The following is a 26,617-nucleotide window of genomic DNA, read 5'->3' as shown; positions in this document are numbered from 1 at the left end:
ACCCCATTTTAGTATTTCTGTAATTGCCAACCCACACAAAATAGCGAGAAACCAAAAAAATGATACATTCACGCTTAATGAAGAGCTGAGTTTAGCGATTAGTTTGTTACTGACAAAAAAAGAAAAAGGTTCGAAAGAATATAGTCTAATGCTTAGGAACAAAGCACGCAGGAAAATTCCACAAAGGTGTCTTATAAGATAAAATGTTCTGATGCTTTGTCGCTAATACATATTAGTACGTTAATTACTTCGATTTGCATCTTGTGTAACGGTTGCTATCCAAGAAAATATTAAGGGCCTGCTAAATCGCAACGACGTTGGCCGATAGGAAATGATACACAAGTGTACAAGTATTTTTGTTGCTTTACTGCTGCTTTTACCAGAACTTCTTTCCTCGATTCAACTGATGCTCCGGATCACTACTTTTTGTCCGGCATGGGAGCTGGTTATAGGTTCGGTAATCTAGTTCGTGGGTCGTTTCCCTTAAATGGTACATGGCCGCATCAGGTTTGTCGGGAGATGGCACCCATATTCGCCCAATCGTTTGTCTGCTTTGCCGCATGCTTGAAGAATTTGGCCATCATATGTTCCCGGAAGTGACAATGAGTATCACCACATTATGGAGAAACTTTAGGTACTGTCACCAAAAACAAATCGGCGATATACATCAATTATTATTGGCTGACATGGCACGCAACGAGGTAGGTCGACTCTTCAATCACATCGGGTCCAGGTTTTTCGGGTTTTTTTCTGTCCATGAATTTCCCCGCGACAAGAACCCCTTCTGCGCTAGCCCAGTTTAGAACTATTTGAGATCTGGTGGCTTTGTTGTTGTAATATAACATTGAAAATTATTACTTAACATGGTATCATAATCTAAAGATTCTGTAATTAATTCATCTGTTCTCGATATTTTTTGAAAAAAGAGGAAAATCAATTTTGTTTATCTCACTCAATATACGTTAATCGTGAAGTAGAGGTGAGTATATGGCTCGAAAGATAACAAGGGTAATTTTTAGGAAAGATGGGCTTGAACAAAAGTACAATCTGACAGAGGTAACCGAAGAATTATACGAAACAAAGTTAAAAGGTTTTTTATTTTGTCCAAATGAAACTTGTAAAGCAAGAATACTATTTGTCTCTGGTGATAAAGTAACCTACTTTAGAACATGGAAATCAAAAGTGGTTGATGGACAAGTCGTAAATGAACATATAAGCGATTGTCCTTACTTTGTAGACCACGAGTTAGGAGAGCGATCATATCGTAGAAAGAGCCCCGATATATACTATAGCATTTCAGAAGATCATATGAAAAATGTTTTGCGAAACGCATTTGATAGGATAAGACACCCTGATAAGTTTAAGAAAAAACCTCCTTCTGAAGATGAAGGAAAAAAGCGGCCTAGTTCAAGAGGTCGGATCGATCCAACACTTCAACCTAGCGGACATGCAGGATTAGTAGCTGACGGTGCAACTGTACGGGGCGAAAAAGAACCAAATGTATACCGAAAAACCCTCGATGAACTTAACGAATTTGACTATGGTAGTGTTCAATGTATTTGTGGGGAAGCAGAAGGGCTAACTAAGGGTATAGATTATCCATATATTCTACTAAAAACAACTAGCGGAAAAACAGGGCGCATTTTATTCAGTGAGGCCTTTGCTGCTAAAAATCGAATTCAGTACGACAATTTAGATTTCTATGGACAATATATAGAGGTAGTCAAAGTATCTGGTCAGAATCCGCTTATATGCTGCATAGGAAGGATTACTAAAGACAATCAATCAGAAGTTGCAATAGTTATTGAAGACCATTATGCTTTAAGAATTGAAAACAAAAATTACTATCAGATAGTCGATGAATTGCAGTAGAAGGCATAGTTCTTCTGTCCACTCGTAGTAAGGTCATATTTTGCTATTATTACCTGACAAAACCGATGTATCCGATTCCTGTGAGCTCGATAGGAACCGGTATTCTACCTAAAAAATTTTAGGGGAACGTTTACTTAACTACACCCCAAAAAACAAACAGTGAAGGAAAGCCCCTCCTATGGTAGAATTCGTTGAACACGACCATGGAAGGGGCTTCACTTTATGGTTGGAAAGGGGGGTCACACACTTTAATTATCACCCATTTTCGACGCCTCCAAAGTGCTCCGCCAACGAATTCAAATTAAGTTTAATCGCCGCTATGATTTAAGAATTACAATGTTGAACTTCCGGCGGAAGTGTAAACCGCGTAAATTCAATCCCTGCTAGCGAGGCTGCACGTCGCAGTTCCGGAGTGTCAAATCGACGAGGCATGACACGACGAACGGTGCCATCCGTCTGTGGGTTGATCAGGATGACCACATCGGAAAACAGCTGCATAAACGATGCCGCTGTCGGTGATTTGGATAAGCGGTTTCCGGGGAGCCGGATCGGCTTCGTCTCTCGAGCCATGTTTTGCCGAAGCCTGCGCTCCAGTAGGCTGTAGATCAGCAAGCCGATGAGAAACACATAACCCAGGGCCATGATGCGATTCGGCGTTTTCAGCCAGATCTGCTCCACCACGGCGGGATCTTTGAGCCAGCGGAATCGGTCCTCGACAGTGATTTGCCCTTTATACCGGCGAAGGATCTCCACGGCATCTTCCGTTGTGTCATTGGTCATAAGGATAAAGGTCTCTTCTCTTCGCTGCGCGGCGGCCAGTCGCGCCTTGTCAATGTCTCCCACACTGACGCAGACCTGCCACTTGGTCTCATGTTCGGGCACGAATCCGGCCGAACGGCGGCCACGTGCACGGGTGGTTTTTTCTTGCTGAATCGCCGCCACCTCCGCCGAGAGCGAATGCAGTGCCGTGGCATAGGCAGACAGGAACTCAGCCTGCGCGTCCGCTTCACAGGCGTAGAGGTGTTTTTGCAGCTTTGCCGCCGCTTTTGCCAGCGAGAGAACTGGAATGGATGACAAAGAAGCGATAGGTCCGGCCATCCAGTTCGTCGGTCGTTTCCCATAAACGATACGTGGCGGCGTCGGGTTTGTCGGAGATGGCGCCGACATTCGTCCAATCGTTTGTCTTCTCTTCCGCTTGCTTCAAGGTTTTGGTCAGTTGATAAGTTCCCGGAAGGCGCGTGACAAAGAGCATCTGCACATCATGAAGACGCTTCAGGTTCTCCAAGGTCACCAGCGCGGAGTCGGCGATATACATGACCTTTTGGCTGACATGGTGCTCGACGAGGCCGGCCAATTCGTCAATCACATCACGTTTCCACGTCTTGTCCGATTGGTTCCCGTCCATCACTTTCCCCGCCACGGGAACCCCTTCCGCGACAACCAGCCCATAAAGGAACTGCTTGAGATCGGGTCGCCCATCTTTGCTGTAGCCGTATGTGATCGACAATTCCCCTTCACCCTCATAGGCTCCATACACGCTTTGGGACGTTGTATCAGAGTGGAGGCGCAGATCAATGCCGTGGCGGACCACGGAGACAGTGGACACCATATCAAAAGCATGCTGCGGATTCGCCTCGTACATCCGATCCAGCAAGAGACCGAAGTGCCGATCGTGCAAGGCGTCCAGCAAAAGCGCGCCCGGCCCGAAGATCAAATCCAAATCCGTGTTTTCGTAAAACTTGCGAATCAAGTACAGGGGTGTCCGGGACGCCATCAGATTGACCAGCATGGTCACCATCAAGTCCCCGGGCGTGGCGGACCACTGCTCTTTGTCCCATCGGAGCATATCGTTAACGATTTCGCGGATCCCGAGTTCTCGACAGTACTCCGCGAAGATCGGCATTCCGCCTACCGAAAGCACATCTACGGTATCCGAATTGGTGACGTGATCCATCGGACATCCCCCTACATTCCTTTTGAGGAAGATGATTCGACAAAAAATCAGCTACTCCTTTAAATGGATCCTATTTTCACTAAAAAGTTAAAACACCCCGGGGAGGGGTGTTGAAACCGAGTTCAACAAGCGTGAACAGGTTGAAGCAGAGTCAAAGACACTGTATTCAAGTGTACAAACTCCGTCTTTCGCGGGTTAACATGATTTGAAAATCTAGAATCCATAACCTAAAGAGACAAGAACCGCCTGTACGGTGGGAGCTATCGACTGGAATGACCTACTTCCCTGATACTCTGCAGTTTCCCTTTTATCTTTGTGGTTGGTAGTGCATCCAAAACCAGTTTTCCCTTCCCCCCGAGAATCTCAACATAAGAACAAGTGTCCTGGACATCGATAATCCCCACATCCCCTGCATCGACACCGCTAATGCTGGTTAGCGCACCCATGATATCTCCCGGTCTCATTTTCGTCTTTTTTCCGGCATTGATCCGGACTCTTATGATCTCTCTATTGAGATGTTCACTTACATCCAGTTTTCGTTTCGACTTTACATTCCTGCTCTTCTCAAAAATCCGCTTCCCGCTTTCCACTTCTTCCATGGTCGGCAGTTCCCTCTTCGGTATCTTATACTGCACATATTCTTCTATCTCCGCAAAAAACCTGTGCTCACGGGGCGTTACGAAAGTGAGGGCGGTGCCTTCATTCCCTGCTCGGCCTGTCCTACCTATACGATGAACATAGCTTTCACATTCCATCGGAACATCATAATTGATGATGAGGGCAATATCGTCAATGTGAATACCTCGTGCCACAACGTCGGTAGCAATAAGGAATCTGAATTCGCCTCTTTTGAACTTTTGAATGGTCATCAGTCGTTCTCTCTGTTCCATGCCGCCATGCAGGCTGCTGCAGAGATAGCCTTTATGCTTCATTTTGCTAAATACTGCATCTACCTGCTCCCGGGTATTACAAAAAACAATACAACTTTCCGGTCTTTGGGTGTAGATAATCTTATTCAAAAGACTACTCTTGTCTTCTTCGTCTACTTCATAGTAATACTGCTTGATTTTATCGGTAGTGGGATTTTCCGATTTTACCTCAATTTTTTCAGAACTGCGCATGTATTTATCACATATGGCAACGATTTTTTCCGGCATTGTCGCGGAGAACAACAGAGTCACCCGATTTGGGGGCAACATTTTTATTATCGCTTCAATTTGTTCGATAAAACCCATATCCAGCATCTTATCCGCTTCATCAATCACCAGATACCGGATCTCATCGAGAATGAAATTTTTTCTTTCGATATGATCGTAGGTTCTGCCGGGTGTGCCTACGATGGCGTGGACCCTCTGTTTTAACTCTCTTTTTTGAAATTCTATGGGATGCTTACCATATACAGCTGCGCACCGGATCTTTTTGAATCTCCCTATATTGGCGATATCCTGCTTGATCTGAACAGCCAATTCTCTGGTGGGCGTCAAAACCAACACCTGGGGGTTCTTTTGCTCTATCTCCATCTTTTCGCAAAGAGGAATGGCAAACGCTGCGGTCTTCCCACTGCCTGTCTGGGATTTCACGATAATATCCTTATCGTTAAGAATCAAAGGAATCGCCTGTTGCTGTACTTCTGTCAGGGTCTCAAATCCCATGCTTTTTAAGGCTTTTACGATTTCTTCGCCAAGACCGTAGGATGCAACGCTTCTATTGTCCATAACATGAACCCCATTCTGTAACTTAGTTTATTATTCATGAATAGCATACCTGATTTTCTGTTTATCATGCGAGTATACGTTGTGTCACGGCGCTATTTATTTTGTGAAAAAACCAGTTTTATCGCACAGTAAGAACACTAGCGCCTTGACAGGAGACAACGGATTGCCGTAACTGTTAGGAGAAACATACGACAAAAAAAGAAGCCTCAACCCTGCATTACGCGAAGGTTGAGACCCTATGGCCGTTTAGCGGTGGTAGGTTAACACTTCGCGTGAGACGAAGTGCAGCAATCCGCCTTCTATATCTTCTTAACAAATTCAGATTTTAACTTCATAGCTCCAAAACCATCAATATAACAATCAATATTGTGATCACCTTCAACTAATCGTATGTTCTTAACCTTCGTACCCATTTTCAGAGCAGAAGAGCTTCCCTTTACTTTGAGATCTTTAACTACACTAACCGAATCCCCATTCTCCAGTACATTCCCATTTGCATCTTTGACAACTTTTTCTTGAATTTGTTCGGTTTCTGATCCTACCGTCCACTCATGGGAGCATTCCGGGCAGATCAAGAGGTTCCCATCTTCATAAGTATATTGGGAATTACATTTTGGGCAGCTAGGCAAAGTGCTCATAATTTTGCTTTCTCCAATCGTTTACCGCTTGTTAATCGTCACAGAAGCCGAATGTTTCGCCGTTAGCGATGATACGTCTCCCCCCGATTCACCTTAAACCCCCGATACACCTGCTCCAACAAAATCAGCCGCACCAACTGATGGGGAAAGGTCAACCGCGACAAGGACCACTTTGCCTTACAAGCAGCATGCACTTCCTTGGAAAGCCCCAACGTCCCCCCAATAAAGAACACCACCAAGTTCGGCCCGTACAACTCCCATCCTCGCATCTGTTCTGCCAGGTCTTCCGTCGACCACATTTCTCCTCGGGGGTCTAAAGCTACGCCAATAAAGTCTTTTTCACCGGCCCCCGCCAGCAGGCGGTCGCCTTCTTTTCGCTTGATCAGTTCTGCTTCCGTATCGGAAGGCTTGTCCGGCACTTTCTCGTCGGGAACCTCCATGATCTCTAAACGGGAATAGGCCCCCAGGCGTTTTATATACTCCTGGAGGCCTTCTTTCAAGTACTTCTCTTTCAGTTTCCCGACGGCGACAATGCGGATATGCAGCATCGTCTAAACCTCTTCCATTCGCCCTTACTGGGCAAAGTATTCCTTCTCTGTCACCAGTCCATACACTTTCCATTTCTCCGTCGCCAAGACGCCCTTGCCCTCAGGCACTTTGGCCATGATCAGCACGAACTTCTGTTGGGTCTCGTCGTTCTGGATCATGATGCGGGCCCAGTTGGCGTCTTCGGGGAAGGGAACGGACTGCATGGTCATCAAATCGCCCAGGGTCACGTTGGTTACTTGCCAGCTGCCGCCTTTACCGGCCAGGGCTTTGATGTTCTTGGCCGTGACTGCGTTCAGGGGGTCATTGGACGTGTCCCAGGGGCCGCGCAGTTCTTGGGTGTGGTTGAACTTCAGGTCGGTGAGGAAGGCTTTCGCCTCTTTGACCACCTTGGCGGTGGCGGGGCTGTCGACGAAGGCGCTGTTGCCGACGACTTTCCAGCCTTCTTTCGTTTTGGACAGGTCCCAGATGCGGGCCGACATGATCGGCTGATCATTGCCGATCATCGCCATGTAGCGGAAGAGCACGTGGGCTTTGTTGCCGTCCACATCGATCTTATAGGGGGCCACTTCCACTTTCACGTCGCCTTTGAGTTTGGCGTCTTTGACTTGCTTCACCATCTCGGCAAAGACCATTTTTTCTTCCTGCAGCGCGTCGCCCACGCCATCTTTGCCGAAGGATTTTTCCAACAGCTTCATGTCACCGGTCATGTAGGCTTTGAACCGGTTGGTCAGGGCATCCTTGACGGCGGCCATGACTTCCTGTTCGGCCACGGTCTGGGCCTGCACCGGCTGCAGTTGCTGTTTGGCCGAGGCGGGGACGCCCTGGTAGGCCACAACAGGCATCAAGCCGAAGGTCAGCAGACCCGAGAGAATCAGCGAAAAGGGCACCCAGCCCCAGGAGGAGGGTTGCGATTTTTCCGCCCCTTCGCCATGGCCGTGGGCGTCGTGGCCGTGGCTGTCGCCGTGACCGTGGCCGTCATGGCCGTGTCCCTGGCATGCTGCGCCGTGGCCATGATTATCCTGGTGATCTTGTCCATCGCACTGCCCGTTTTGGGCGCAGCCGTGCATATCCTCTGCCATACCTTGCATCCGCCTTTCATCTTCTCAATCATGTCTCTTTGGTTTCCAAGAAGAACTCCGGACCGGATTTCCGCAAGAGCGCCATCCAGCCGGAGTTCTTTTTTCGCTTCACACTATAGGGCGCTGCCGTCAGTTTGTCTTAAACCCCTTTATTCGTTTTGAATCGGCTTACTGCGGCGCCAGTTCGCCAAGGGTGACCGAGAGGGTCGGCTTCTGGTCTTCCCGGACGACGGTCACGTTGATCGTATCGCCCACCTTGTAGTTGTACAGTTCCTTTTGCAGTTCCATCCGGTTGCGGACCGGCTTGTCGTTGATGGCGATGATGATGTCGTTGTTCTGCATGCCCGCTTTCTGGGACGGGCCGCCAGGCGACGGTTTGACGACAACGCCGTAGTCCACAATCAAATTGTACTTGCGGGCCAGTTCTTTGTCGACATCCATTATCAGGGTCACACCGAGGGCGGCCCGGGAGACCTTGCCCTTCGAGCGCAGTTCGTTGGCGATCTGCATGACCTGGTTGGAGGGGATGGCAAAACCCATGCCTTCAAAACCCTCGACGGCGATCTTGATCGAGTTGATGCCGACGACCTCGCCGTTGGCGTTTAAAAGAGCGCCGCCCGAGTTGCCGGGGTTGATGGCGGCGTCGGTCTGGATCAGGTTGAAGGCGTACCCTTCCGATGTATTGAGTTGGCGGTTCAATCCCGAGATGATGCCTTGGGTCACCGAGCCGGCAAACTCTTTCCCGCCGGGGTTGCCGATCGCCACGGCCATTTCCCCGACCTGAAGCTTGGATGAGTCGCCGAACTTGGCCACCGGCAGGTTTTCCATGTTGACTTTGATGACGGCCAAATCGGTTTTCGGGTCGGAGCCGACCAAGGTGGCCGGCGCGGTCCGGCCGTCGGTGAGGGTGACGACCAGTTCGGCGGCGCCGGCGACGACATGGTGGTTGGTGACGATGTAGCCGGCGCCGTCATAGATGACGCCGGAACCGCTGCCCTGTTCCTCGATCCGGTTGCCCCGGAAGAACTGGCTCACCCGCACCCGGTTGGAGATGCCCACGACGGCCGGACCAACGGCGCGGGCGACCTGGACGATGCGGGTGCCATCGACGGCCACCTCGGCCGGGTTGGCCACCTGGGGCGGCAAGGCGTAGCCGGCGGGCGGCGGCGTGCTCGGTTCGGGCATCGGCGTACGGGGAGCGAAATACTGGGAGATGTAGCCGCCCAAGATGGCGGCGGCCAAGGCCACGGCAAAGTAGGAGAACAGGCCGCGCCCGCGTTTCGGCGGCTTTCCGTAGGGACCGGAGGGGTAACCGCCGCCGTAGGGGCCTTGTCCAAGGTTGCTCGTCGATTGGTCTGGGCTGTTGTAGGAGCTTGGATTCGTGGGGGTCTCGCGGTAAGGACCCTTTTCGTCGAAGTAACTCATGGCCGTCGTTCCTCCGTTTCGAAACTGTCCGTTCCATTCGAATCGGTTGTCGCAATAGGCGGTGTGGTTCACCGGCATGGCTGCGCTTGCGTCTCCGGCAACGGAGGCTCACGATCACTCGCTTGCTCGCAGGTTCGAACACGAGCGCGCGGGCCGGCAAAACCGCTTTTTTGCTAGATTTCCTCCAGGGGATGGGGCTCATACCGGGGCGCCACAGAAAGGCGCACCCGTTCAGGGCGATTGCAGCCTGGGTTGCCGCTGCGTTGCGCGCCCGATGGGTTCCAGCGCAAGGCGCGCTGTTCGGCCACGGCCAGGACGCCTTCCAGACCCACCACGGCAGGTGGGGCGAAGTCGCCGACCACGGTCACTGTATGATCATGCTCCGCCAGGATGGCCTCGACCGTGTGAACGGCCAGGTCCGGGCGGTTGTTTTCGTTGCTCATGTGGGCCAATAGCACCTGCCGGACACCGCCGTCGCAGAGCTTGACAAGGGCCTCGCCGGCGTCCGGGTTGGACAAGTGGCCCTTGTCCGAGGCGATGCGGCGTTTTAGGTGGGCCGGGTAGGGACCGGTCTGGAGCATCTTCGGGTCATGGTTGGCCTCAAAGATCAACCCCTGGCAGTCCATAAGGCGGCGGCCCATGCCCCGGGTGACATAGCCGATGTCAGTGGCGATGCCCAGGCGACTGTCGCCGTCATCGACCGTCATGCCGATGGGCTCGCGCGCATCGTGGGGGGTGGCGAAGGCTTCGATCTCCAGGTTTTTCAGGGTCACCTTCTTGTTCGCGTCGATCAGGCGGACCTGTGCCTCCGGCACATCGCCGATGGCGTTCTCCATGCCCTTCCAGCAGCCTTCGCTGGCATAGACGGGCAGTTTGTAGCGACGCGCCAGGACGCCGACGCCGCGGATGTGATCGATGTGCTCGTGGGTGACCACGATGGCGTCGATCGTCCGGGGATCGACGCCGACCGTCGCCAATCCCTTTTCCACCTGCTTGCCGGTCAGCCCGGCGTCCACCAGCAACCGTGTCTGTTTGCTCTCCACATAGGCGCAGTTGCCGCTGGAACCGCTAGCAATGGTCGTGTACCGCATGCTTCCTCCGCCGCCACCGGTGGATCCGGATGGCGTATTCTTTCTGGTCCAACAGGATCGGGATGATCGCCAGGTCGCGCTGCCAGGCGCCGGCGTCGAGGCGGTCAAAAAACAGGGTCGCCCACTCCCGTCCCGGGTCGGCGACGATGAACTCGCCCCCCGGCGCCAGGTGGGTCGTCAGGATCGTTTCCAGGTCATCGTGCAAGGCGCGTTCGTAGAGGATGTCGGAGCCGATGATCAGCGAGAAATCGCCCATCGGGGGAAAGCGCCGCCAGTCGGCCCAGACCCGCTCGGTGGCCACGCCGTTCTGGGCGGCGTTTTCCCCGGCCAGTTCCAGCGCCGCGCCGATGAAGTCCGTCTGGACCACATCAGCGCCTTTCAAGGCGGCCACGATGCCCGAGAGGCCGAGGCCGCAGCCCAGTTCCAGGACGGGACGGTCTTGCATGTCCACCTGCTGCCAGAGGTAGGCGGCCAGGCCGAGGGAGGCTGGCCAGAGTTCCGCCCAGAAGGGCAGTTCATCTTCCTCCTGGGCGGCAGAGATCAGATCGTCCACATTGCCGATCCGGGTAAAGGTCAGCACAGGACCGCCCGGTACGGCGATCGGTTCAGTAACCCGCAGCAACGGTTGTTTCCTTCTTTCTGTGATGGGTGGTGGAAGTAGGGTGCAGATGGTGAAGAGTAGGATGAGCGAAAGGGTGGTTCAATCAGGGTGCGAATCAAGAGAGCGGGAAACGGTTGCCGGACTTAGGAGACCCGCCTCACCCGGGCGCCCAGGGCAAGCAGCTTCTCTTCGAGCCGCTCATAGCCGCGCAGGACATGGTGGAGGCAGGCGACCTCTGTCTCACCTTCGGCCATAAGCCCGGCGATGATCAGCGCCGCGCCGGCCCGCAGGTCTGAGGCTTTCACTTGCGCGCTTGACAGCCCCTTCACGCCGTCGATGACGGCGGTGCGGCCTTCAATCTTAATCTGGGCGCCCATACGCTGCAGCTCATCGACGACGCGCAGGCGGTTCTCATAGACGTTTTCGACGATCATGCTGATGCCGTTGACTGTCGAAAGCAATGCCATCAGTTGGGATTGCATGTCCGTGGGGAAGCCAGGATAGGGAAGCGTTTTTACATCGACAGGCCGGAATTCGCCGGTGCCGTCGACAAAGATCTGGTCGTCACCCTCTTCGACGCGGACGCCGATCTCGCGCAGCTTCGAGGCGATGGCGTGGAGGTGGGTGGGGATCACGTTCTCCACCAACACGCGGCCGCGCGTCGCGGCGGCGGCGATCATGAAGGTGCCGGCCTCGATGCGGTCCGGGATGACCGTATACCGGGTGCCGTGCAGTTCGCTCACGCCATCGATGCGGATCAGGTCGGTGCCGGCGCCGCGGATGCGGGCGCCCATGGCGTTGAGGAAGTTGGCCAGGTCGACGATCTCCGGCTCCTTGGCGCAGTTTTCGATGATCGTCTGCCCCTGGGCGGTGGCGGCGGCCATCATGATATTTTCCGTCGCGCCCACGGAGGGGAAGTCGAGGTAGATCTTGCCGCCTTTCAGTCGCTTGCCGCCACCGGCCACACCGCCACGGATGTAGCCGTGTTCGATCTTCAGTTCCGCGCCGAGGACGGAGAGGCCTTTAATATGTAAATCCATGGGCCGGGTGCCGATGTTGTCGCCGCCCGGCAGGGCCACCTCGGCCCAGCCGAAGCGCCCCACCAACGAGCCCAGCAAGAGATTCGATGCCCGCAGCCGTTTGGCCAGTATGTACGAGGTCTTACTGGAGATCGTGTCGGGAACGTTCAAGCGGATGACGCCTCGCTCCAGCCACTCCCCTTCGCCGCCCATTTCGCGGCAAATCTCCATCAATACATCCACATCGGTGATTTCCGGGATATTTTCCAAAATCGTCTCGCCATGGGCCAGAAAGCAGGCGGCCATGACGGGAAGAGTCGCATTCTTGGCGCCGCTGATGGGTACGCGCCCTTCCAGGGGGGTCCCCCCCTGAATCAACAGTTTGCCCAACAAGCATCGTTCCCCTTTCTACTGTGGCAAAGGCGTCGGCGTGTGGGGTCGAGAAGCCAATGCTTCTTCTTTTTATTCTCTTAGGCAGGCCGGATTCCTGCTTGCCGCTTCCGCTGGCAGGCTTTTTCTTTCTTCCATGAAACCATTGACGCAAGCGGCCATATCGTATATTATCTGAATATTCCGTAAAAGAGGAAGCTGTGAAGGAGGGGATCGGCATGACTTCCCAGGATGATCGCTGTCAAATCTGTCAACGCTCCACTGTGGTCGAGTTGATTTGCACAATGGTTTTCCAGGTATGGGGTTCTTCCTCAAAGGAGTTGGCTTGCTGGCATGTCTGCGCCGACTGTTTTCCCCATTTTGAAGAGACGGTCCTCTCCTTCTACCGCCACGCCTGATGCACTGCCAGTAGGCCTTTCTCCTGCCCGCGCACCGCTCACAGGAAGACCCCGCCCACCCATTTGGGGCTCGGCGGGGTCTTCCCTTTTGGCCTGCGCTAGTTACCTACCTGTTCGACCGGCTTTCCTTGTCTGCGGCGGCGTGAACCTTTTCGACAAAGCGCTCCCAGGTCCAGCCCGTCGCCGCGGTGATCGACTCGGCAACGGTTTTCCCCTCGCTCAACCCGTCGATGGTCCTGGTCAGCGCCTCCGGCCCGGCGTCGCCAATCACCTCGACAGCCAGCAGGGACTGCCGGTAGGCCATCCGCTGGTCTTCCAGGCTGTCGAAGTCGCCGTCCATGGCGGCAAAGGGATAGAGCCGTGACGCCCAGTCGCCTTTTGGCTGTGACAGTGAGACGCCGCTGAGGCGGCGTTCCGCCTCCTGGGCCACCCCTTCGGTGAACCAGCGGGGAATATTGCCCCCTGTCTGATAATCGAGGACCAAGTGGGCCAGTTCATGGGCCATCGGACCGGCCATATCGGCATCGTCACGACTCCACACGCGCGGCGACAGGACCCGGACGACGCCGGCGTAGTAAACGCCCATGGCCGACTGGTCTTTCCAGCCGAAGACGCCGTTGAAGGATTCCCGGTCTGGATAGAGCAGGACGAGCGGCTTGATTGCCGGATCGAAGCCCACCAGTTTCGTCACCTGCGGGTAGATCCGCTCCGTATCCCGAAGCACCGCCGGGGCAAGACCGGCATCGTCGTCACAGTAACGAAAGGTCACATGGCGTCCCTCCAAGACATGCCAGTGCCGCGTGTCCCGCTCGGCTTCCCGCCGGTTGAACTGCCGAACCCAGTCGAATCCTTCCGCTTTCATCGCGGGCCAACTGACGGTAAAGGTCCGGAGCGCCAAAAGGAGCACAATAAACAAACACAACCCGGTGGCCCAGCACAGGCGCGGGTCGATTTTCCATTCCCCCATGTTTCTCCCCCGGTCCTTTCTATTATATTGCAATCATTCTTGCAAGATCGAAAAGCCCGTCCATTATACCAACGGAACGCCCTTCCGGGGGATGGGGGTTGCTGGGTCGATAGGGAAAATAAGAAACGCCGCCCGAAAAAAGGGCGGCGTCCATGGGGGGATCGTTCGTTATTGATCGTTCCGTTCGTTCGTTTGGTACTCCCGTCTGACGCGAGGAAACTCTCGCAGCCTTTCTGGATGCACCCTCGCGCTTAGGGCTGCTGTTTCCCGACTCCGCTCAGATCAGGCGTTTCCAGCCCACCGGGTGCGGCGGGGGCGCCCGGCGCCGCACCAGAGCCCGAGGGCGCGGGGGATTGTCCATTCGGCGCCGGCTGGCTCATGGCGTCAGCCATCTGAATCATTTGTTTCAGGCTCTCCTTCTCCTGTTCCGGCGGGTTCGTATCCAATGCCTTCTGCCAGTAGACCTTGGCGGCAGCCGGGTCTTTTCTGCCCTGGATGAGGAAGATGCCGTAGTTGTAGAGAGCGTTCAGGTGACGGGGATCCTTTTCAATGGCGAGCTTGAAGTTCTTCTCGGCGTCATCGAGGAGATCGGCGTAAAAGGCGGCGGTGGCCCCGTCGACACGGGCGTTGACATCGTCCGGTTTCAAGGCCAGCGACTTTTGATAACTCTCATAGGCCTGGCGGAAGGTGTCGCGGGAGGCCTCCTTGTCGCCGCTCGTCCGGTAGAGGGAGCCCAGATTGTACCGGCTGTTGGCCAGTTCCAGCCAGGCGGCGGCGTTCTTCGGATCGGCCGTCGCTTTCTCTTCGAGGGTCTTGATGTCGGCCTGCCAGGTTTGGATCAGGTTTTCCCGATAGGCGTTGTCGTTCTGGGCCGGCGCCGGTGACGGCGTCGGCGCGCCGCGCAGGGTGGTGAGGGAATAGATGATGGTGCTGCCCATCAGACCGGCGATGACGAGCAAAGCCACGATCGCGTAGATCCGGCGTTGCTTTTTGAACTGTGCAGATGCAGAAGCCAAGGCTCTCATCCTTTCTGTATGGGGGCGAAGGCCTCGCCCCTTTGGCGAGTGGGGTTGCGCTTAGCCGTATTATAAAAGGACGGCGGCGCTGAGTAAAGTTTTTCCTGTCGGGCGCTCGTTGCCCCCCTCTCACCCGGCGGCCGCCCGGCGCGCCTCCCGCATCCCTTTCAGGTGAGAGAGGGAATAGATAACCAGGGCCGACCAGATCAGCGTGAAGCTGACGGCGTGCACGTTCGTAAAGGGTTCGTGATAGAGAAAGATTCCCAGTAGCAGGCTCATCGTCGGCGAGAGGTACTGGATGAAACCGATCGTCGACAGGGGGATCCGCCGGGCGCCCTGGGCAAACCAAAGCAGCGGCATGGCGGTGACGACGCCCGCCCCCATGAGCAATGTCCTCGCCAGCGCCGTTCCGCCGGAAAAGGCGTCGACGCCCTGCCCGTGAAGGTAGAGCAGGTAGAGGAGCGCCAGCGGCGTCACCATGGCCGTTTCGACAGCCAGCCCGATCAGCGGTTCAAAGCTGACCTTCTTTTTCGCCAGCCCATAGAGGGTGAAGGTGATCGCCAGCGACAGGGCGATCCAGGGCACCTGCCCAAACTGGGCCGTCAGAAAGAGCACACCAACGGCGGCCAGGCCGATGGCGGCGATCTGCCCACGGTTCAGCCGCTCCTTCAGAAACAATACGCCAGTGGCCACATTCAACAGCGGGTTGATGTAGTAGCCCAGGCTCGCTTCCACCATATGACCATTGTTCACGGCCCATATGTAGATAAACCAGTTGGCGCTGATCAAAAGCGATCCCGTGATCAGCGTGAACCAGTTTTCCCTTTTCCCGATGGCGCTCTTCATCGTTTTCCACTGGCCGGTGGCGAATATGATCATCATCACGAAGAGAAATGACCAACCGATCCGGTGGGCCAGGATCTCCATCCCTGAAACGCCTTCGAGGGCCTTCCAATAGAGGGGCAACAGTCCCCAGGCCAGGTAGGCCGCCAGGGCGTAGTAGACGCCTGTGACTGTGTTTCGCTGCGCCGCTTTGTCTTGGGCTGTTTCTGCTTCCATCGTCCACCCATCCTCTCCCTGTTTACACGTTGGGGCCGGTCACCTTCAGCCCGATAATACCGACCAGAATCAGGGTCAGGAAAAACAGGCTTGCCGACGGCCAAAAAGCAGAGCCCGAGAAGATATCGCGTGAAGATATCCTCCCGGGCTTTTTTCCCGCCCTGTACACAGGCCGCCCTGTGCGTTTCCTCTCGAACCAGACCGGCGAATCGCCGCGAGGCCCTAGAAAACTTCTCTGACTAGTTTACTCCTATTTTCCGTGTGCCACAACCCCCGGGTCGTTAGCCCAGGGTTCGTCCGAGAGAGGAATAGACCCAACGGTTCCGCTCCCTTCAACCATGTCCGGAAAGAAACTTTTCTGCCGAGATGGCCGCCACCGCGCCGTCGCCGACAGCCGTGGCCACCTGGCGCAACACCGTGTTGCGCACATCGCCGCAGGCGAAGACGCCGGGGAGGTTGGTGGCCAGGTGGGCATCGACAGCGATGTAGCCCTCCTCCGTCCGCTCCAAGGGGTCTGTGAGGAAGTCCGCCGCCGGGGAGTGGCCGATAAAGACGAAGACGCCGTCACAGGCGATCTCACCGGCCTCGCCGGTTTTGCGGTTGCGGGTGATCACCTTTTCCACAGCGGCGTCGCCGGCGATCTCCTCGATGATCGTATCCCAAACGAAGCGGATTTTGGGATTCTGGAAGGCGCGATCCTGGAGGACTTTTGTCGCCCGCAACTGGTCGCGGCGGTGGACGATGGTCACCTCAGTGGCAAACTTGGTCAAAAACAGGGCCTCCTCGACGGCGGAATTACCGCCGCCGGCAACGATCACCTTGCGTCCGCGGAAGAATGCGCCGTCACAGGTGGCGCAGTAGGAGACGCCTCGCCCGTGAAAGTCTTCCTCGCCGTTGACGCCGAGGCGGCGCGGCTGAGCGCCGGTGGCGATGATGACGGCGCGGGCGTAGCGGACGCCGCTGGTCGTCTCGACACGCTTGAGGTGGCCTCTCAGCGCCGTCCGGGTCACTTCTTCCGTGATCAGTTCGGCGCCGAATCGCTGCGCCTGAGCCATGAAGCGCATCATCAGTTCCGGGCCGGAGATGGGCGCGTCAAAACCGGGGTAGTTCTCGATCAGTTCCGTCGTCGCCGCCTGTCCGCCCGGCATGACCGCTTCCAGGATGCCCGTGCGCAGTCCCGCCCGGGCCGCATAAAGGCCCGCCGTCAGCCCCGAGGGGCCGGCGCCGATGATCAGCACGTCGTAGATGTCTTTCGGGTCTTTTTTCCGCCAGGCCTGATCCTCCTTGAGCATACAGCGGTCCATGATGACGGTGAGGCCGGCGCTTTCCGCCAGTTGGGCCGCTTCCTCGTGGACGACGCCTTCCTGCAGCCAGAGGATTTTCGCCCCCCGGGCGATGGCCGCCTGGGCGATGGGCAGGACCTCTTCGGAGCGGCGGAACACATCGACCACATCGATCTCGATGTCCGCTGGGATAGCGGCAAGATCGGGATAGCACCTTTCGCCGAGGATCTCTGTCGCTGTCGGGTTGACGGGAATGATCCGGTATCCCTGTTCCTTCAGGTATTCGGCCACATGACGGCTGGCGCGGCCCGCTTTGTCTGACAAGCCCACGATGGCGATGGTCTGCACCGACGGAAAGTCGATCATTGCGCTCACTCCCGTGCGTTTTATACCCATTAGGGGTATCTGTTGACTCCTATTATAGGCGGATCGTGAAGGCCGTGTCAAGCGAAGCGACGATGGCCTTGCAGGGCGCCCGTTGCCCGATCGGCTACGAAAAAAAGGAGGACCCGTCAATGGGTCCTCCTTACGATCTTGTGCCAAAAGCTTGCCGTTATTACTTCAGGTAGGCCATGGGGTTTTTCACGCCGCCATCGATGACCTCGAAGTGCAGGTGGCTGCCGTAGGCGCGTCCCGTCGCGCCGATGGCGCCGATGTTGGCGCCCCGGCTGACCGTCTGACCTTCCCCGACATAGAGCTGCGAGAGGTGGGCATAGCGGGTGGTGACCCCGCCGTGGTCGACGAGGATGCACTTGCCATAGCTACCGGCCCAACCGGCGAAGGTGACCACACCATCGGCGGCAGAGTACACGGGATCGCCCGTTTCGCCGTCAATATCCATGCCGGTGTGGAACTCGCGGCCCCGGTAGCCGAACGGCGACGTGATCCGACGTCCGCCGGCAGGCCAGGACAGGGTGCCGCTGCCGCCGCCGCTGTAGCTGGCGCCGGCGCTGCTGTAGCTGCTGCCGCCACGGGAAGCGACCATGACACGGTCCCCGCGCGCCTCGATCCGTTGGACCGGGGCTTGCAGCGTTTTTTCATCCTTCAGTTCTTCGTCAAACTGATAGTTGTTTTCCTTGCTGACAATGTAGGTGGCGACCTTTTTGCCGTTGACGCCTTCCTGCTTGACCTTCACAGCGCCGACCTTCAGCGATGTATCCTTCTCGACCTTCGTCGGATAGGGCACATTCTCTTCTTTGACGACCTTGTATGTGCTGACGACGTTTAGGTAGTGAACCGGCCGGGTGAGGTTGATCTCCTGGCCGATCTTCAGCTTGTTCTCGTTGACCAGTTGGGCGTTCGCCTTGCGCAGTTCATTCCAACTCATGCCGTTTTTGGTGGCGACGCTCCAAAGAGTGTCCCCTTTCTGGACGACATAGCGAATCTTTTCGCCTTTGCCTTCCACGAGCAACTTTTTGGCCTGATCGCTGGGAATCACCTGCTCCGGCGGCACTTCCGCGTCTTCATAGGCGATCTGCTGCTTGACTTTTACATCGATCAACTCGACGCCTTGACCGATTTGGCCGTAGGAGAAGAAGTTGATGGCGTCTTTCACCATTTGTTCGGCTTCTTGGCGGCTGGCGACCACCATGACCGGCTGACCGTCGACGACGATCCGGCAGGCATCCACCATGCCGTTGGCCTTCACCGCCAGCGTGACCGCCTGGGCGGCCGTCGGCGCCGTGGCGACCGGCGACGTTGTTCCCGTCATGGCCGCTGCGGAGATGGCGCCCACCAGCAGGAGCACGCCGGCCCCCTGGGCGATGTAGATCAGTCCCTTGCTCTCTCGCCAGTTCTGGAGATCGATGGAGCGAATCTCCAGTTTCATCTCGTCTAGTTTCACACGAAGCGCGTTCAGGCGGTTGCTGTCATTTCCTTGAGCCGTTCCATCGCCGAATGGCTTGGTGCGCAATTCGGTCCATTTTTCCTGGAACCAGGCGAGTTTGTCCACTAAGAAATCCTTCCTGGACATTTGCGCCCCCTTTCCCACCCCTGACATGATGTCGAGGCTACATGTTAATGGGTCCGCTGGAAAAGCGAACCGATGGTACCCGATCTCGTCGGTTGTGTTTGTGATCACTGGAATTTGTTTCTAATATATTCCGCCTCACAAACCCGTCAATATTATAGCATGGAAAAGCATGTCGAGAAAACCCTAAAATTCCCCTGATGTGCATTCTATCAGGGATTTCTTCTTTTCACTCAGCCGATGTGTTCCGCCAAGGCGATTTTTCGGAGCCGGCAAAAGGTTTCATTGATGGCAATAACCTGGGAATCGGTGTCGCCGGCGGCCCGATTGACGATGGCGGCGCCGGTCAGGAGGTTGACGCCGCCGCCGTCAAGCAGGGGCTTGCCGCCCGATAGGAGGGCGCACCGGCTGGGCATCCCCTCGTCGGCGCGCACCGACAGGGGGAGGCTCCCCCACGCTGTTTCCACGATCACGTCATCACCAGGGCGGAGGTTCAATCCCCGCAGGTCATCCGGGTGCAGCGCCAGGTCGGCCAGCCCCGCATCGTCGCCCTCCATCTCCCACAACTGGGAGTTGTGGCGTCCGGGACGATGGGCAAAGATGAGCCGGAAGCGGTCATCGCCCTGGGGCTCAAGGCCCGGATGGACGGGGATCACCTTGCGCCGCTCAAGCAGCGGTTTAAACTTCCCTTCTCCGGCCAGTTCCACCTTGGCCGAAGGCGTGGCAAAGCGGCCCTCCCGAAAAGGGATGACCTGAAGGCCGGGGTTGGGCCGAGGTCCGCCGCCTGCCCAATCGGACAAGCTCACGCCGTAGGGCGCCAGGAGTCCCTCCAGCCACACTTCCGGCCCGGCCGCCCAAAACGCTCCTTCATCACCGCCGTCGACGCCCATCCGGCGGGCCAGTTCCGCCCAGATGCGGTATTCCGGCCAGACCTGTCCGCGCGGCGGCGCGATCGCCGGCTGATAGTGAATGTAATCGTTGTAGGGCGAGAGAAAGAGGTCGCTTTCCTCAAAGGAGGTGGCGGCCGGAAGCAGGATATCGGCGAGCCGGCTGGTGTCGGTGAGATAAAAGTCGATGGCCACCTTGAAGGGGATGGCTTGAAAGGCTTCGATGCTGCGCTGCATGTTCGGCGCCTGGCTGATCGGGTTGGCGCCGTGGATCACGGCGACCTCGATGGCCGGCTCTGCCGTCGTCGGTGCGGCTTTTCGCCGCAGGATCGCCTCGGCCAGTTCGTTGGCGGCGATGGTGAGGGCGGCCCCTTCGTCCTCGCTGGTGATGGCGCGGCCGATCTCATGGCCCTCGCTGGCCAGGTGGATGCCCCCGCCGGCGATCCCCAGTTGCCCGGTGATGGCGGCCAGTGCGTCGATGGCGCGCACGGCCAGATAGCCGTCCCGGTAGCGCAACAGCCCGGCGCCGAGCACGATCGCCGCCGGCCGCCCCTTGGCGTAGAGATTGGCGAGGCGGCGGATGGTGGCGGCATCGACGCCGATCTCCTCGGCCGTCTGCTCCGGCGAAAAGTGAGCCACCGCTTCCGCGTAGGAGGCAAACCCGTTGACATGGGCGCTCACGAAGTCGCCCTGCCAACAACGCTCTTCCAGGATGACGTAGGCCATGGCCAAGGCGAGCAACACATCAGCGCCCGGTCGAATCGCCGCCTGCTCGTCGATCAAGCCCTCCAAGGGCAGGCGAACAGGGTTGACGGCGATGATCGTGGCCCCCTTTTCCCGCGCTTCCTGCAGGTAGGGGATCAGGTGCAGGTTCGTCGCGGCGGGGTTGCGTCCCCAGAGGAAGATGGTCTTCGCCCGCGTCAGGTCGCTCCAGGCCGGCGAGGCCGCCGCGCCGAAGTCGGCCTGCATGGCGGCGCGGCCCACATCGCGAGCGGCCAGGCCCCCCAGGCGGGTGACGCCGCCCAGGGTGTTAAAAAAGCGACGGCCCAGTCCCTTGAGGACGCCCACCGATCCGGCGCCGTCGATATGCAGGAGCGAGGCGGGACCGTGCTGTTCGATCGCGCCGGTAAACCGCCGGCTGATTTCATCGAGCGCCGCGTCCCAGGGGATACGCTGCCACTGGCTGCCCTGGCGCCGCATGGGCGAGACGATCCGGTCGGGGCTGTAATGACGCTCCAAGAGCCCCTTGGCGCGGGAACAAACGAAACCTTTCGTCACCGCATGGTCCGGGTTGCCGGCGATGTGGACGATCTGCTCGCCGTCGAGATGGACGCGAAAGGAACAGAGGTCGTAACAGGGCAAGGGACAGGCCGATAGTGCAGTGCCTTTGATAGTGCGGTTCCCCCTCTCCGGTCGCCGGCTCGCGCCGGTGTTTGCGATTAGGCCCCCGTCCCCGTGGACAGCGCCTGGGCGTAGAGCGCCCACTTGAGGCGCATCTTGGCCAGGTGACAACTCATCGCCGCCGGGATGCGCAGGCTGCCCGTGGCCGCTTCGTTGTTGGCGTGGCAGCCGCCGGAGCAGAGGAAACGGGCCCAGCAGGTGGGGCAGCTTTCTTTGTGATAGACATGGGCGTCAGCAAAGGATTGGGCGATGGCTTGGCCGGTCATCCCTGTCGCCACATTGCCGAGGCGGTAGTTGTCGCGGCCGACAAACTGATGGCAGGGATAAAGGTCGCCATTGGGGGCGACGGCCATGTATTCAAAGCCGGCGCCACAGCCGGAGAGGCGCTTGGCCAGGCAAGGACCGTGGACGAGGTCGAGTTGGAAGTGGAAGAAGTTGATCGGCTGGCCCGCTTGATTGCGGCGGACAATCTCCTCGGACAGGATGCGGTACTGTTCATCGAGCCGCTCGATATGTTCGGCTTGCAACGCGTAGTCCATATCCGGCGCCGCCACAACCGGCTCGACCGAGATGTGGCGAAAGCCGAGATCGTGAATATGGAGGGCATCGGCGGCAAAGTCGGGGTTGTGGCCCGTAAAGGTCCCCCGCACATAATAATCTTCGCCGCCCCGCGATTGAACGAAGGCCAGCAGGTTGGCGGCCACGTCGTCATAGGAGCCCGAGCCGTCCACATAGGGGCGCATGCGGTCATGAACCTCACGGCGGCCGTCCAGGGAGAGGACGACCGACAGGCCCTCGTCGTTGAGATAGCGGCCGGTTTCCTCATCGAGCAGCAGCCCGTTCGTCGTCAAGGTGAGCTTCAGGATCTTGCCTTCCTCGGCCGCCCGTGCCTTCGCATAGGCCACCAGTTCCTTGACGACATCAAAATTCAGCAGCGGTTCGCCGCCGAAGAAGTCGATCTCCACATGCTGGCGTCCCTGCGAATGGGCGAGCAAAAAGTCAATGGCCTGTTTCCCCGTCTCCACGGGCATGAGGCTGCGGTCACCGCCAAAGGGGCCGGTGCCGGCAAAACAGTAGCCGCAGCGCAGGTTGCAGTCATGGGCCACATGAAGGCAGAGGGCTTTGACGATCGGATCGGCCATGGCGCCGCCGGCGGCGGGAACACCGCTGGCGGCTTTTTCCGCGTCTGTCGCGGCGTCTGTCGCGACGGAAGTGGCGACGTTTGTCGCCGCCGACTGGGGCGCAAAACCATCGGCCAGCGGATCGTCCGTGAAGAGCATGTTCGCCGCCTTCAGTTCGCCCAGCTCGGCCAGCACCTCGTCAACGGTGTCACCGTCCATCTCAGCTTCCACCAGGGCCGCGCGCGCCGCCGCGCCGTCGCCCTGGGCCACCATCAAGGCCTCCAGCACCTGCCACGCCGTTTTATCGAGACGGTGCAGCGAGTTGGAGTTCACATCATAACAAAAAGCCGCGTCGCCATGGGCGAAGGGAAAGAGGTGCGCCGAAAAATCGTAGCCGGCCAGGTCGGACCACCAGGGAGAAGCGGCTTGGTTTGCCATGATTGCATCATCAACCTTTACTATTTATCGTCACTCATCTTAGCGTCAAAGGTCCGCAATATAGCGGACACCGAAAAGAGCCATCGGGGAAACAGCCGGGACATCTTCGCAAACCCGTCGGGGGAATTCCAGCTCAGTGGGAAGCATTCGGGAAAGAAGAAAAAACCCTCTATCCGGTTTCAGGTCGCGAATAGAGGGTTTTTCGGTCCTATATGACGATTCGACCTTAGCCTTTCTGGCAAACCTGGTTCCCTACGGTACAGGAGGTCTTGCAGGCCGATTGGCAGGAGGTCTGGCATTCGCCGCAGCCGCCGGTTTGGGCCGTGGCCTGCAGAGCGCCTTTCTGCACAGTGACGATATGTTTGCTCACAGATTATTCCCCCCTTGTCCTTCCCTAGCCAAAAATCCGTTGGTATTATAGCACTTTCCACCGCCAGGGTAAAGCGTTCCCGGCAAATCGGGCAAAGAATGACCCCCATTCCCGTCACGGCGGGGATGGGGCGCGAAAACGGCGTGGTCGTCAGCCCCGCTTCGTCTCAAGGTTCGCCGACTCTGGCGTGGTCGGCGTGGCCGGTTCATCGGCATAGCCCCTTTTCCGCCGGTAGTAGTAGGCAGCGACGGCAAAGGCCATCCAGGCCAGGCTCAACAGTTGGGGCAACCGGAAGTCGCCGACCATCTCCGAGTCCATGCGCAGCCCCTCGATCCAGAATCGCCCCAGGGAGTAATAGGCCAGGTAGAAAAGAAAGACCTCGCCGCGGCGCATCCAGGGGCGGCGGCGCAAGACAAGCAGCAGGAGAAAACCGACGATGTCCCAAATCGACTCGTAGAGGAAGGTGGGGTGACGCATCTCTCCATCGATCATCATCGCCCAAGGGACATCGGTCGGGTAGCCGTAAGCCTCCTGGTTGAAAAAGTTCCCCCAGCGGCCAATGGCCTGGCCGAGGATGAGCGACGGCGCGGCGATGTCGGCCATCTCCCAAAAAGATACGCCATGCTTGCGCGTGTAATACCAGCTGAACGCAAAGGCGACGATCAGGGCGCCGAAGATCCCCAATCCGCCGTGCCGGATGGCCACAATCTCGCCGAGGTCATTGGCGTAGTACTTCCAGTTGAAGATGACATAATAGGCGCGCGCGCCAAGCAGGGCCAGCGGCGTCGCCCACAGGATCAGGTTGTAGAGGAAATCGGGGTCAATCCGGTGGCGCACCGTCTCCCGCTGGGCCAGCAAGGTGCCGATGAGCAGGGCGCTGCTGATCAGGATCCCGTACCAACGGATCGGCTGGTCGCCGATATAAAATGCGATCGGATCAGGCAAGTTGAGAGCCTCCTTCATGAGCGATTGCGTTGCCAATCAAAGGCGATGGAATCGATGACCGATGGAAAGAGATTTTTCTTCCATCTTCTTCTATTAGAATACCCCGTTCCCGGCAAAAGTCAAGGAACGGAGCGGTTCGTTGGTCCAGGCCGTTGAAAAAGCGACAAAAAAGAACCCGCCCCCAGCTAAATACTGAAAACGAGCCCTTTGTAAGCGTATGAACTGGCGGAGCAGACGGGATTCGAACCCGCGATCTCCAGCGTGACAGGCTGGCATGTTAGGCCTCTACACCACTGCTCCATCCTATGCCCTGAGAACCCCCATGCCAGACCTAAGCAACAGGATTTTCAAAAAAAGAATGGTGACCCGTAGGGGATTCGAACCCCTGTAACCGCCGTGAAAGGGCGGTGTCTTAGACCGCTTGACCAACGGGCCCTTTCTCCATGCCCGGCCCATGGACCGCCTGTTTGCGGTTGGCCGTTGCGTAAAGGACGCTTACCAAGTATGAAGTATACTGATGACACTTTTGCCTGTCAATACTTTGACCGCAAGTTACAAACAGTTCTTTTATATGACTATTCCGTCAACGGAAAAAGAGTTACTTCCGTCCAATCGTTAACCTACGGGGGATATTCTATTGCGATTTCATTCTCAATCGACTCTGACGCGATAAAATCGTTGGTCCTGGGCCGGACAGCGAAATTGAAGCGGGCTGCCCCTATGGTCGGGACAGCCCGCTTCGTTTCCGCTCGCTTTCCGAACGGTTCCAGCCAATAAGCTTTTTAAAACGCTTCTTCCACGACGATCGTCTGCTCCCGATCGGGGCCAACCGCCACGATCGAAGCGGGGCAACCGCAGAGTTCTTCCATGCGCTTCACATAGCGGCGCGCCTTTTCCGGCAGTTCCGCCATGGTGCGGCAGCCGGTGGTGTCGCAGATCCAACCGGGCATCTCTTCGTACACCGGTTCACACTCGGCCAGCTTCTTCAGGCTTTCGGGGAAGTGTTCGAGCACTTCGCCCCGATACCGGTAGCCCACACAGATCTTGATCACCGGCAGTTGATCGAGCACGTCCAGCTTGGTGACAGCCATGCAGGTGAGACCGCTGACGCGGACGGAGTAGCGCATGATGACGGCGTCAAACCAGCCGCAACGGCGAGGGCGGCCGGTGGTGGTGCCGAACTCATGGCCGGCCTGCCGGATCTGGTCGCCCATCTCGTCATTCAGTTCCGTCGGGAAGGGACCTTCGCCGACACGGGTCGTATAGGCCTTCACGACGCCGAGGACCTTGTTGATCGTCGTCGGGCCGACGCCGGAGCCGACGGTGGCGCCGCCGCCGATGGGATGGGACGACGTGACGAAGGGATAGGTGCCGTGGTCGATGTCGAGCAGCGTTCCCTGGGCGCCTTCAAAGAGGATGTGCCGGCCGGCTTTGCGGGCGTCATCGAGGAGGACCGACGTATCGACAATGTACGCCTGGAGCCGTTCGGCGTAGGCCCGGTATTCATCAAAGATCGCCTGCACGTCAAAACCCTCGACGCCGTAGACCTTCTCAAAGAGTTCGTTTTTGGCGGCCACGTTTTGTTCCAGCTTCGCCCGGAACTCTTCCGGATCGAGCAGGTCGGCCATGCGGATGCCCACACGGGCGATTTTGTCGACATAGCAGGGACCGATGCCCCGTTTGGTCGTGCCGATTTTATTGGCGCCGCGGCGATCTTCCTCCACCTCATCAAGGCGGCGGTGGTAGGGCATGATCACATGGGCCCGTCCCGAGATGCGCAGGTTGTCGGCTGAGACGCCCTCGCTTTCCAGGTACTTCAGTTCCTCAATCAGCACGCCGGGGTCGACGACGACACCGTTGCCGATGATGCAGGTTTTATCGGGGTAGAGGATGCCCGAGGGGATCAGGTGGAGTTTGAACTCCTTCCCTTTCACGACCACCGTATGTCCCGCATTGTTACCTCCCTGGTAGCGCGCGACAACGTCCGCATTTTGGGCCAGAAAGTCGGTGATCTTCCCTTTACCTTCGTCGCCCCACTGGGCGCCGACGACTACGACCGATGACATACCCGGTACCCCCATCTCATTTCGATTTATCAAAAGCCTCCCGATCGGGTGAGCGACGGAAGGGCTTTATCAACGCTGCCGGTTTTTGCGGACCCTGGCAAACATGCTGTCCGCCGGGACTTCACCACTACACCATACTATAAAGCGGTAGGTGAGTAAACCCTGAATGCACCCTGACGGGAAACCACGAACGCCTTGTACGGTGTTCCACTTTTCGCTAGTATTCCCGGGCAATAAAAAACTGTGGCGAGGCCACAGTTTCCGTCAAAATCCCCTTGCGGGCGCAAGGGGCTAGCCCTATCTATGTTACCAAATATCGCCGCCACAAGTCAAGGATAGCCAGCGGGGCGACGGCGACCTGCAG

Annotated in this window: 23 protein-coding genes, 2 tRNA genes and 1 riboswitch; of the genes, 3 read left to right on the top strand and 22 right to left on the bottom strand. The window is 57.2% G+C overall.

Features of this window, described 5'->3' with window-relative positions:
- Positions 1–202: hypothetical protein (locus GTO89_RS17190; protein ID WP_207708935.1), on the top strand; the 202-nt coding region annotated here is incomplete at its 5' end.
- A gap of 785 nt (positions 203–987) precedes the next feature.
- A complete protein-coding gene (locus tag GTO89_RS14395; protein ID WP_161262790.1) occupies positions 988–1,872 on the top strand; it encodes a hypothetical protein in 885 nt (294 codons plus the stop codon).
- A 324-nt stretch (positions 1,873–2,196) separates the two neighbouring features.
- On the opposite strand, the gene GTO89_RS17465 is transcribed toward GTO89_RS14395, so the two are convergent.
- The 10 genes from GTO89_RS17465 to murA form a co-directional block, all read right to left on the bottom strand.
- Complete coding sequence (locus tag GTO89_RS17465) at positions 2,197–2,949, bottom strand: hypothetical protein (protein ID WP_235920485.1); 753 nt, start codon at positions 2,947–2,949, stop codon at positions 2,197–2,199.
- A complete protein-coding gene (locus GTO89_RS14385; RefSeq protein WP_161262789.1) occupies positions 2,879–3,826 on the bottom strand; it encodes an IS1634 family transposase in 948 nt (315 codons plus the stop codon). Before GTO89_RS14385 ends, GTO89_RS17465 begins: the two co-directional genes overlap by 71 nt.
- 260 nt (positions 3,827–4,086) lie before the next feature.
- A complete protein-coding gene (locus GTO89_RS14380) occupies positions 4,087–5,541 on the bottom strand; it encodes a DEAD/DEAH box helicase (protein WP_161262788.1) in 1,455 nt (484 codons plus the stop codon).
- Positions 5,542–5,840: 299 nt separating this feature from the next.
- On the bottom strand, positions 5,841–6,179 hold the full coding sequence (locus GTO89_RS14375) for a zinc ribbon domain-containing protein YjdM (RefSeq protein ID WP_161262787.1): 339 nt from the start codon (positions 6,177–6,179) through the stop codon (positions 5,841–5,843).
- 62 nt (positions 6,180–6,241) lie between these two features.
- The gene (gene rlmH, locus GTO89_RS14370; RefSeq protein ID WP_204758252.1) at positions 6,242–6,727 is read right to left on the bottom strand and encodes a 23S rRNA (pseudouridine(1915)-N(3))-methyltransferase RlmH; all 486 of its coding nucleotides are present in this window, start codon (positions 6,725–6,727) and stop codon (positions 6,242–6,244) included.
- Between the two features lie 24 nt (positions 6,728–6,751).
- A complete protein-coding gene (locus GTO89_RS17185) occupies positions 6,752–7,807 on the bottom strand; it encodes a hypothetical protein (RefSeq protein ID WP_204758251.1) in 1,056 nt (351 codons plus the stop codon).
- Positions 7,808–7,975: 168 nt separating this feature from the next.
- Positions 7,976–9,310: a S1C family serine protease gene (locus GTO89_RS14360; protein ID WP_161262786.1), complete on the bottom strand. Its 1,335-nt coding sequence runs from the start codon at positions 9,308–9,310 to the stop codon at positions 7,976–7,978.
- Positions 9,311–9,405: 95 nt separating this feature from the next.
- Positions 9,406–10,323 (bottom strand): MBL fold metallo-hydrolase, encoded by a 918-nt coding sequence (locus GTO89_RS14355; protein ID WP_161262785.1) that lies wholly within the window; start codon positions 10,321–10,323, stop codon positions 9,406–9,408.
- Positions 10,301–10,945, bottom strand: coding sequence for a class I SAM-dependent methyltransferase (locus GTO89_RS14350; protein ID WP_161262784.1), 645 nt, complete (start codon positions 10,943–10,945; stop codon positions 10,301–10,303). Before GTO89_RS14350 ends, GTO89_RS14355 begins: the two co-directional genes overlap by 23 nt.
- A 122-nt stretch (positions 10,946–11,067) precedes the next feature.
- The gene (gene murA, locus GTO89_RS14345; RefSeq protein ID WP_161262783.1) at positions 11,068–12,333 is read right to left on the bottom strand and encodes a UDP-N-acetylglucosamine 1-carboxyvinyltransferase; all 1,266 of its coding nucleotides are present in this window, start codon (positions 12,331–12,333) and stop codon (positions 11,068–11,070) included.
- Positions 12,334–12,551: 218 nt separating this feature from the next.
- Between murA and GTO89_RS14340 the strand changes: the two genes are divergently transcribed.
- Positions 12,552–12,731: a hypothetical protein gene (locus tag GTO89_RS14340; protein ID WP_161262782.1), complete on the top strand. Its 180-nt coding sequence runs from the start codon at positions 12,552–12,554 to the stop codon at positions 12,729–12,731.
- Between the two features lie 106 nt (positions 12,732–12,837).
- Here the strand turns inward: GTO89_RS14340 and GTO89_RS14335 are convergent, their stop codons facing one another.
- The 12 genes from GTO89_RS14335 to GTO89_RS14280 form a co-directional block, all read right to left on the bottom strand.
- Positions 12,838–13,698, bottom strand: a complete 861-nt coding sequence (locus GTO89_RS14335; protein ID WP_161262781.1) for a peptidase MA family metallohydrolase — start codon at positions 13,696–13,698, stop codon at positions 12,838–12,840.
- A 251-nt stretch (positions 13,699–13,949) separates the two neighbouring features.
- Positions 13,950–14,714: a tetratricopeptide repeat protein gene (locus tag GTO89_RS14330; RefSeq protein WP_161262780.1), complete on the bottom strand. Its 765-nt coding sequence runs from the start codon at positions 14,712–14,714 to the stop codon at positions 13,950–13,952.
- A 129-nt stretch (positions 14,715–14,843) separates the two neighbouring features.
- On the bottom strand, positions 14,844–15,773 hold the full coding sequence (gene rarD / locus GTO89_RS14325; RefSeq protein ID WP_161262779.1) for an EamA family transporter RarD: 930 nt from the start codon (positions 15,771–15,773) through the stop codon (positions 14,844–14,846).
- A gap of 138 nt (positions 15,774–15,911) precedes the next feature.
- Positions 15,912–16,010, bottom strand: a riboswitch (guanidine-I (ykkC/yxkD leader).
- Positions 16,011–16,105: 95 nt separating this feature from the next.
- Positions 16,106–17,422, bottom strand: coding sequence for a thioredoxin-disulfide reductase (trxB, locus tag GTO89_RS14320; RefSeq protein ID WP_161262778.1), 1,317 nt, complete (start codon positions 17,420–17,422; stop codon positions 16,106–16,108).
- A gap of 190 nt (positions 17,423–17,612) precedes the next feature.
- A complete protein-coding gene (locus tag GTO89_RS14315) occupies positions 17,613–19,028 on the bottom strand; it encodes a M23 family metallopeptidase (RefSeq protein ID WP_161262777.1) in 1,416 nt (471 codons plus the stop codon).
- 230 nt (positions 19,029–19,258) lie between these two features.
- On the bottom strand, positions 19,259–21,397 hold the full coding sequence (locus GTO89_RS14310; protein ID WP_161262776.1) for a molybdopterin-containing oxidoreductase family protein: 2,139 nt from the start codon (positions 21,395–21,397) through the stop codon (positions 19,259–19,261).
- Positions 21,352–22,872 (bottom strand): thioether cross-link-forming SCIFF peptide maturase, encoded by a 1,521-nt coding sequence (scfB, locus tag GTO89_RS14305; protein ID WP_161262775.1) that lies wholly within the window; start codon positions 22,870–22,872, stop codon positions 21,352–21,354. The genes GTO89_RS14310 and scfB overlap by 46 nt, the downstream gene beginning before the upstream one ends.
- Positions 22,873–23,098: 226 nt before the next feature.
- A complete protein-coding gene (scfA, locus tag GTO89_RS14300; RefSeq protein WP_012282115.1) occupies positions 23,099–23,242 on the bottom strand; it encodes a six-cysteine ranthipeptide SCIFF in 144 nt (47 codons plus the stop codon).
- A gap of 150 nt (positions 23,243–23,392) precedes the next feature.
- Positions 23,393–24,187, bottom strand: a complete 795-nt coding sequence (gene lgt / locus GTO89_RS14295) for a prolipoprotein diacylglyceryl transferase (protein ID WP_161262774.1) — start codon at positions 24,185–24,187, stop codon at positions 23,393–23,395.
- Positions 24,188–24,410: 223 nt separating this feature from the next.
- Positions 24,411–24,487, bottom strand: a tRNA-Asp gene (locus GTO89_RS14290).
- Positions 24,488–24,546: 59 nt separating this feature from the next.
- A tRNA-Glu gene (locus tag GTO89_RS14285) sits at positions 24,547–24,622 on the bottom strand.
- A 347-nt stretch (positions 24,623–24,969) separates the two neighbouring features.
- The gene (locus GTO89_RS14280) at positions 24,970–26,253 is read right to left on the bottom strand and encodes an adenylosuccinate synthase (protein ID WP_161262773.1); all 1,284 of its coding nucleotides are present in this window, start codon (positions 26,251–26,253) and stop codon (positions 24,970–24,972) included.
- Positions 26,254–26,617 lie beyond the last annotated feature (364 nt).

The organism is Heliomicrobium gestii (assembly GCF_009877435.1).
Lineage (GTDB): Bacteria > Bacillota > Desulfitobacteriia > Heliobacteriales > Heliobacteriaceae > Heliomicrobium > Heliomicrobium gestii.
Note: the sequence above shows the minus strand (reverse complement) of the source record. Positions and strands in the feature narration are given on the sequence as shown.